This is a genomic window from Streptomyces sp. NPDC001231 (genome assembly GCF_042896885.1).
GTDB lineage: Bacteria > Actinomycetota > Actinomycetes > Streptomycetales > Streptomycetaceae > Streptomyces.
The window spans coordinates 375,243-382,050 of record NZ_JBIAXS010000002.1 but is presented as its reverse complement, the minus strand read 5'-3'; the positions used below and the strand labels follow the sequence as shown (position 1 = coordinate 382,050).

Genomic DNA, 6,808 nt, shown 5'->3' with positions numbered 1-6,808 from the left:
TGGCGTTGATTTTTGGCACGCTGTTGAGTTCTCAAGGAACGGTCGCTTCCTTTGTACTCACCCTCTCGGGCTTTCCTCCGGGCTTCCCTTCGGTGTTTCCGACTCTATCAGATCTTTTTCTCGACCTGACCCCCAGTCAGCGGGGTCTGTCCTGGGCTTTAGGGCTTTCGCCTGTCGGCCTTTCGACATTCACTACGTTAGCTGATTTCCCCGGCGACTCATAATCGAGTCCTTGCGAGTTCGAATTCGGGTACGCGAGCGCACCGAAGACGACCCCGCTGAAGGGGTGATCGTTAAGGTAGTGGGTTGGCCGCTCCGGCTGCAGGCGATCGCCGTACCCGGTTCAGCGGCTTGGGCTACGTTACGCACCTTCCGCGGGCGAGTCAACTTCCCAGTCGACTTCGGCGGCGTCTCTGCATGCGGGCCCGGTACGGGCTCACCGTCGGGTCGCCGGCAACCCAGAAGCGCTACGGGTGGACGTCACCGTTGCCGCCCGCGCCGGCCACTCCCGTGCGCGGACCGTTGCGTACCTGGTCGGCGCGGACGGGTGTACCGGTGAGCATCCGTATAGGGGTGTCGCCGGCGGCGCAGGCGTCGGTGCCGTCGAGGGTCCGGCACGGCCAGGGCCAGGGCCAGACGGGCCGGACCTTTGGCCAGTTCCTTGTCGTTGCGGGCCGAGAGGCGGCGGGAACGGCTGGACGGTTGTGGAGGTCATCACGGAGAAGGACTCTTCGGCGTCGAAGTTCCGCGTCGTTGAGGGCCGCAAGGTGTCGGCTCGCGGTGAGGGCTGGAGGCGCGTGGTCGAGCTCGTTCGGACGGGTACGGCTGATGTCGTCGTAGCCAGGCACTACGACCGCCTCTACCGGACGACACGGGACCTGGTCGAGCTGGTGGACCTGGCCGAGGAGACCGGCGTTCATCTGGCCGCCGCACAGGCTCAGGGGATGCGAGTAGAGCGTCAGGTGCTCGGTCATGAGCGCCGCAGGGTGTCGGGCAGGCCCTTCTGGAGCACTCGCCCCTTCGGCTTTGAGCGCGACGGCACGCATCGCGACGAGGAGGCGGAAGCCCTGCGGCAGGCATACCGGGATGTCCTGGCCGCTGTCTCCCTGTGGTCCATCGCGAAGGACTGGAACGCCCCCGCGCCGTTCGGGTCGTACACACCCTGGAGGGGGCCGGACAGGAGTTCCAGTTGGATGCCGTCCGCTTGGAGGGTGGCAGACAGGGTCATCAACTCGGCAGCGTTACGGGCAAGACGCTTCACCTCCACCACGGTCAGGACGAGCGGTTGGCCGGGTGCCGCCGCCTTGAAGGCCGTCCACCACGCCCCGGTATTTCCGGCAGGACCGGCACAACCTGACAGCCCAACGACGAGTCACACCCTGCATGACCAGCATCGATCGACCAGGGCGAGCGGGCGACTACACGACAGCCATCGTCTTGTTCGTGTGTGAGCTCTTCGTCCTGCCCGTGCTCTTCGTTCTCTACGGATCAGGCATGTGGGACGTCGGTATTCACACCGGCATGCAGCATCCCGATCCAGCTACGCGTGTCGCCGCCAAGTGGGACTTCATCCGCCTTCTCGCCATCGGCACCGCCGTGATCGCTGGTCCGCTCTTGGTCTTTCGCCGATGGGTGTCGGGTGTCTCACAACTGGTGATTCTCGGAGGCTCCGCCATCGCCATGTGCTTCGTCCAGACGTACTGACTCCCGTCGCTCGACGGCGTAGGGGTGGGGGGTGAACCTGGATGATCTCAAGGCGCCCCTCTGTGAGCGAGCCGCCTTCCGAGTGCGTCAGCACTTCCCCGGCTGGGTTGCTGTCGAAGCGGTCGAGCAGCTTGTGCGCCTCATCCACGTCGAGAGAGCAGCTCCAGCTTTCCCCCGCCTGATCCGGGGGTTTGCTCCGGCATCGGGATGGTGCCCCGCATGGACGAACGGCCACCGGCTGATCTTCGAAGCCGACTCGAGCCGAACGGGTGGGGATGGCCCCTTCACGTCGGCAGTCACTCGATCGGCCAGGTAGGCGTCACGCGCCACGCTCGCCAGCGCCGATCACGCATCTTCGGGCCCAACTCTCACCGGCGAGCCGCGAGCGAGGCGCACAGCGGCTCAGGCTCCGGCGGACGGCTTGGCTCTCGGGCTCAGTCGGTACACCGAGACCGTTGGATCACCGGCGAGGTAGAAGCGGTGCTGCCAGTCGTGGGCTTTGCTCACGCCTACCCGAGGACCAGCCCGGACGAGTGCGGCGGGTACTGGCTCGCCCTCGGACAGTGCCACCGAGGCGCCTGTCAGCAGGTCTGTGCCGTTGTGCTCTGCCGTGATGCCGAGCGCTTGGCAGAAGTTGCCCGGACCCCGCGCGAGACGTGGACTCTCGACCTTGTCCCCTCGCCGCTTGCGTGCCAGGTCTTCCCCTTCGATGACCCTGCCGGCCCGGATGAGGACAGCTGTAGCGATACCGTCTGCCCCGGTGACGATGTTGGCGCACCAGTGGAGACCGTGAGATCGGTAGACGTACAGGTGTCCTGCGGGTCCGAACATGACGGCGTTTCGGGGTGTCCTGCCTCGGTAGGCGTGGGAGGCGGGGTCGGCCGCACCGGAGTACGCCTCGGTCTCCGTGATGGTGATGCTCACGGTTCCCTCGGGTGTCTCGTGGGTGAGGATGGCACCGAGCAGCCTGGGGGCGACTTCTTCAGCGGGGTGAGCGAGATTTTCAACGTTCATGCTGACCGACTTGACATGCCGTAGGTGAAGTGGACGTATACGTGTCCCGGGGGACCGGGCATCACGCCGTTGCGGGCCGTGCGGCCGCGACAGGCGTGGGAGCCGGGGTCGTCCGGGCCGTCGTAGGCCTCGACCTCCGTCAGGCGCAGGGCGATCGGGCCGTCGGGAGTCGTACGCACCAGGACGCGGCCCAGCAGGTCGGGGGCGACCTCCACGACGCGGCGGTCGAAGAACTCTCTGGGCAGCGGCGTACGGTCCGAGGGCGCGATCACGGCTCACGAGCGTAGTCCAGCCGGATGGGATCATGGATCGGGAATCATCCAGGAACTGATCAGGAGGTACCGAGGTGACCGAGCTCAAGCGGCGGCCGCTCCCCCACGACTTCCATCCGCCCGTGCCGTCCTTCACGGTCACGAGCGACGACGTCCGGGAGGGCGCGACACTCAAGGACGCTCAGGTCCACGCGGGCGGGAACACCTCCCCGCAGCTGCGCTGGGCGGGTTTTCCGCCGGAGACCAAGAGTTTCGCCGTGACCTGCTACGACCCGGACGCCCCGACGGGCAGCGGGTTCTGGCACTGGGTGGTGTTCGACATCCCGGCCTCGGTGACGGAGCTTCCCGCGGGTGCGGGCGGCGGCGCGTTCGAGGGGCTTCCCGAGGGTGCCGTGCACGCGCGCAACGACTACGGCACGAAGGACTTCGGCGGTGCCGCGCCGCCGCCCGGGGACGGACCTCACCGGTATGTGTTCACGGTGTACGCCGTGGACCAGGACAAGCTCGGTCCGGACTCGGACGCCTCGCCCGCGGTGGTGGGCTTCAACCTGCGCTTCCACACGCTGGCGCGCGCCCAGCTGATCGGTGGGTACGAGAATCCCGCCGAGGGCTGAGCCGCGCGGCGCGCAGGCCGCCGTTCACTGAACGTTTGCCCGCTTCTGGTCTTGGACGTGGCCGGGGGCGGGCATTTTTATTGCGTTGTCCATCCCGGCGAGCCCGGCCAGAGTTGATCCAGCCCGCCAGGGGGTGGGCCGGCGCTCTTGGGAGGTGGGCTGGGATGCGGGACACGCTGGTGCTGAACGCGAGCTTCGAGCCGCTGTCGACGGTGACGCTGAAGCGAGCGGTCGTGTTGGTGCTCCAGTCGAAGGCCGTGGTCGAGCAGGCCCATCCGGAGCTGCGGCTGCGTGGTGCGGAGGTCGACATCCCCGCGCCCCGGGTCATACGGCTGTGCCGGTATGTGAGGGTGCCGTTCCGAAGACAGGCTCCGTGGTCGAGGCGGGGTGTGCTGGTACGGGACCGGCACCGGTGCGCGTACTGCGGGCGGCGCGCGACGACCGTGGACCACGTGGTGCCGCGGTCGCGGGGCGGGCAGGACACCTGGCTGAACACGGTGGCCTCGTGCGCGGAGGACAACCACCGCAAGGCGGACCGGACTCCGGAGCAGGCCGGGATGCCGCTGCTGCGGGAGCCGTTCGAGCCGACGCCCGCGGACGCGATGCTTCTGGCGCTGGGGCAGGAGGAGTTGGAGGCGCTTCCCGCCTGGCTGGCCCGGTCGGCCGCATAGGCGTACGTCAGTGGGGCCCGCCTTCGTAGCGAAGGCGGGCCCCACTGACATGACGGACCGGGCGGGTCAGTCGATGGACGGCTTCTCGCGTCGTTCGGTGGCCGCGGGGGCGTTGCCGCCGCTCGGAGCGCCGCCCAGGGAACCGAAGTTGCCGATGGCTCCGGACAGGCCCTTGAGGGCGTCGCCGATCTCGCTGGGCACGATCCAGAGCTTGTTGGCGTCGCCCTCGGCGATCTTCGGGAGCATCTGGAGGTACTGGTAGGAGAGCAGCTTCTGGTCGGGGTCTCCGGCGTGGATGGACTCGAAGACGGTGCGGATGGCCTGGGCCTCGCCCTCGGCACGCAGGGCGGCGGCCTTGGCCTCACCCTCGGCGCGCAGGATCTGGGACTGCTTCTCGCCCTCGGCGGTGAGGATGGCGGCCTGGCGCGTACCTTCGGCGGTGAGGATCGCGGCGCGCTTGTCGCGGTCGGCGCGCATCTGCTTCTCCATCGAGTCCTGGATGGAGGTCGGCGGTTCGATGGCCTTCAGCTCGACGCGGTTGACGCGGATGCCCCATTTGCCGGTGGCCTCGTCGAGGACGCCGCGCAGGGCCGCGTTGATCTCCTCGCGGGAGGTCAGGGTGCGCTCCAGGTCCATGCCGCCGATGATGTTGCGCAGGGTGGTGACCGTGAGCTGCTCGATGGCCTGGATGTAGCTGGCGACCTCGTAGGTGGCGGCGCGGGCGTCGGTCACCTGGTAGTAGATGACGGTGTCGATGTTCACGACCAGGTTGTCCTGGGTGATCACCGGCTGCGGTGGGAACGGCACGACCTGTTCACGCAGGTCGATGCGGTTGCGGATGGTGTCGATGAACGGGACGACGATGTTGAGGCCCGCGTTCAGTGTCCGTGTGTAGCGGCCGAAGCGCTCGACGATGGCGGCGCTCGCCTGTGGGATGACCTGGATCGTCTTGATCAGGGCGATGAAGACCAACACCACCAGGATGATCAGAACGATGATGACCGGTGCCATCGTTGCTGCCCGTACCCTTCTCCGCCTCGGCTCTTTCGGAAGATCTTACGGTTGTCGAAGATCTTGCTGGTCGAGTCTGACAGACCGTTGTCCAACTCGCGGCCTGTTCGGTCCACTTGCAGTGGTCGCCTTTGGTGCGAGGTCACATGACGACGGCGGTGGCGCCCTCGATGTCCACGACGTCGACCTGTTCGCCGGCTTCGTAGACGTGGTCCGTGTCGAGCGCGCGTGCCGACCAGATCTCCCCGGCGAGCTTGATACGGCCGCCGGAGCCGTCGACGCGTTCCAGGACGAGGGCCTGCTTGCCCTTCAACGCGTCCACCCCCGTGGCCAGTTCGGGGCGCTGTTTGCCGTGCCGGGCCGCGATGGGCCGGACGACGGCGATGAGGGCGACCGAGACGACGACGAAGGTGAGCACCTGGATGACGACGCCGAAGCCGAAGCCCGCGACGGCCGCGGCGGCGACCGCCCCCACCGCGAACATGCCGAACTCCGGCATCGCGGTCACCACGAGCGGGATTCCGAGCGCCGCCGCGCCGACCAGCCACCACACCCATGCGTCGATGTTGTTCACATGGTCATGTTAGGCCGCGGGCGGTGACGGCGGACAGGGTGCGGAGTGGGTTCAGGACAGCGGCAGTCCCTGGGCGGTCCAGCGGTCACCGACCTGTTCGACGACGAGCGGGAGACCGAAGCACAGGGAGAGGTTGCGGGAGGTGAGTTCGAGCTCCAGCGGGCCGGCGGCGAGGACCTTGCCCTGGCGGATCATCAGGACGTGGGTGAAGCCGGGGGCGATCTCCTCGACATGGTGGGTGACCATGATCATCGAGGGGGCGATCGGGTCCCGGGCGAGCCGGCCGAGGCGGCGGACCAGGTCCTCGCGGCCGCCGAGGTCGAGACCGGCGGCGGGCTCGTCGAGCAGGAGCAGTTCGGGGTCGGTCATCAGGGCACGGGCGATCAGGGTGCGCTTGCGCTCGCCCTCGGAGAGGGTGCCGAACCTGCGGTCCAGGTAGTCGCTCATGCCGAGGCGGTCGAGGAAGGCGCGGGCGCGCTGCTCGTCGACGTCCTCGTACTCCTCCTGCCAGCCGGCGGTCATGCCGTAGGCGGCGGTCAGCACGGTCTGGAGCACGGTCTGACGCTTGGGGAGCTTCTCGGCCAGGGCGATGCCGGCCATGCCGACGCGGGGACGCAGCTCGAAGACGTCGGTGCCGGGCCTGCCGAGCGTCTCGCCGAGGACGGTGGCGGTGCCGCTGCTGGGGAAGAGGTAGGTGGAGGCGACGTTCAGCAGGGTGGTCTTGCCGGCGCCGTTGGGGCCGAGGATGACCCAGCGCTCACCCTCCTTGACCGACCAGGAGACCTGGTCCACGAGAGCCCGGCCCTCACGGACCACGGATACGTCCTGAAGCTCCAGAACATCGCTCATGAGCGCGTTGTCTCCCCTTGCAGTGTGCCGCCGGTCTCGGCTGTCGCGTACGCCTGTGGCTGGGTCCGCCGCGCCGGTGGGCGCAGCCCTCACCGAATC

Annotated in this window: 9 protein-coding genes and 3 pseudogenes; 5 read left to right on the top strand and 7 right to left on the bottom strand. The window is 68.0% G+C overall.

The window, feature by feature from the left end; genetic code table 11:
• Positions 1-224 (top strand): hypothetical protein (locus ACFY3J_RS04485; protein ID WP_390840206.1); only part of this gene is annotated, 224 nt, incomplete at its 5' end.
• Between the two features lie 159 nt (positions 225-383).
• Here ACFY3J_RS04485 and ACFY3J_RS04480 read toward each other — a convergent pair.
• Positions 384-696, bottom strand: a pseudogene (locus ACFY3J_RS04480) (DNA-3-methyladenine glycosylase); the annotation flags it as partial.
• Between the two features lie 8 nt (positions 697-704).
• Between ACFY3J_RS04480 and ACFY3J_RS04475 the strand changes: the two are divergent.
• A pseudogene (locus ACFY3J_RS04475) lies at positions 705-875 on the top strand (recombinase family protein); the annotation flags it as partial.
• Positions 876-970: 95 nt separating this feature from the next.
• On the opposite strand, the gene ACFY3J_RS04470 reads toward ACFY3J_RS04475, so the two are convergent.
• Positions 971-1,261, bottom strand: coding sequence for a hypothetical protein (locus ACFY3J_RS04470; protein ID WP_390840204.1), 291 nt, complete (start codon positions 1,259-1,261; stop codon positions 971-973).
• A gap of 122 nt (positions 1,262-1,383) precedes the next feature.
• Between ACFY3J_RS04470 and ACFY3J_RS04465 the strand changes: the two genes are divergently transcribed.
• Positions 1,384-1,704, top strand: a complete 321-nt coding sequence (locus tag ACFY3J_RS04465) for a hypothetical protein (RefSeq protein WP_384183037.1) — start codon at positions 1,384-1,386, stop codon at positions 1,702-1,704.
• Positions 1,705-2,106: 402 nt separating this feature from the next.
• Here ACFY3J_RS04465 and ACFY3J_RS04460 read toward each other — a convergent pair whose 3' ends face one another.
• On the bottom strand, positions 2,107-2,718 hold the full coding sequence (locus ACFY3J_RS04460) for a DNA-3-methyladenine glycosylase (RefSeq protein WP_384182632.1): 612 nt from the start codon (positions 2,716-2,718) through the stop codon (positions 2,107-2,109).
• Between the two features lie 14 nt (positions 2,719-2,732).
• A pseudogene (locus tag ACFY3J_RS04455) lies at positions 2,733-2,990 on the bottom strand (DNA-3-methyladenine glycosylase); the annotation flags it as partial.
• A 74-nt stretch (positions 2,991-3,064) separates the two neighbouring features.
• On the opposite strand from ACFY3J_RS04455, the gene ACFY3J_RS04450 reads away from it, so the two are divergent.
• Positions 3,065-3,604 (top strand): YbhB/YbcL family Raf kinase inhibitor-like protein, encoded by a 540-nt coding sequence (locus tag ACFY3J_RS04450; RefSeq protein ID WP_384182635.1) that lies wholly within the window; start codon positions 3,065-3,067, stop codon positions 3,602-3,604.
• A gap of 164 nt (positions 3,605-3,768) precedes the next feature.
• Positions 3,769-4,275, top strand: a complete 507-nt coding sequence (locus tag ACFY3J_RS04445) for an HNH endonuclease (protein WP_141362276.1) — start codon at positions 3,769-3,771, stop codon at positions 4,273-4,275.
• Positions 4,276-4,341: 66 nt separating this feature from the next.
• Here ACFY3J_RS04445 and ACFY3J_RS04440 read toward each other — a convergent pair whose 3' ends face one another.
• The 3 genes from ACFY3J_RS04440 to ACFY3J_RS04430 all read right to left on the bottom strand — a co-directional run bounded on the left by ACFY3J_RS04440 (position 4,342) and on the right by ACFY3J_RS04430 (position 6,709).
• Positions 4,342-5,286 (bottom strand): SPFH domain-containing protein, encoded by a 945-nt coding sequence (locus tag ACFY3J_RS04440; RefSeq protein WP_141362274.1) that lies wholly within the window; start codon positions 5,284-5,286, stop codon positions 4,342-4,344.
• A gap of 142 nt (positions 5,287-5,428) precedes the next feature.
• Positions 5,429-5,860, bottom strand: coding sequence for an NfeD family protein (locus ACFY3J_RS04435; protein ID WP_384182640.1), 432 nt, complete (start codon positions 5,858-5,860; stop codon positions 5,429-5,431).
• A gap of 51 nt (positions 5,861-5,911) precedes the next feature.
• Positions 5,912-6,709 (bottom strand): ABC transporter ATP-binding protein, encoded by a 798-nt coding sequence (locus ACFY3J_RS04430; protein ID WP_141362270.1) that lies wholly within the window; start codon positions 6,707-6,709, stop codon positions 5,912-5,914.
• Between the last annotated feature and the right edge of the window lie 99 nt (positions 6,710-6,808).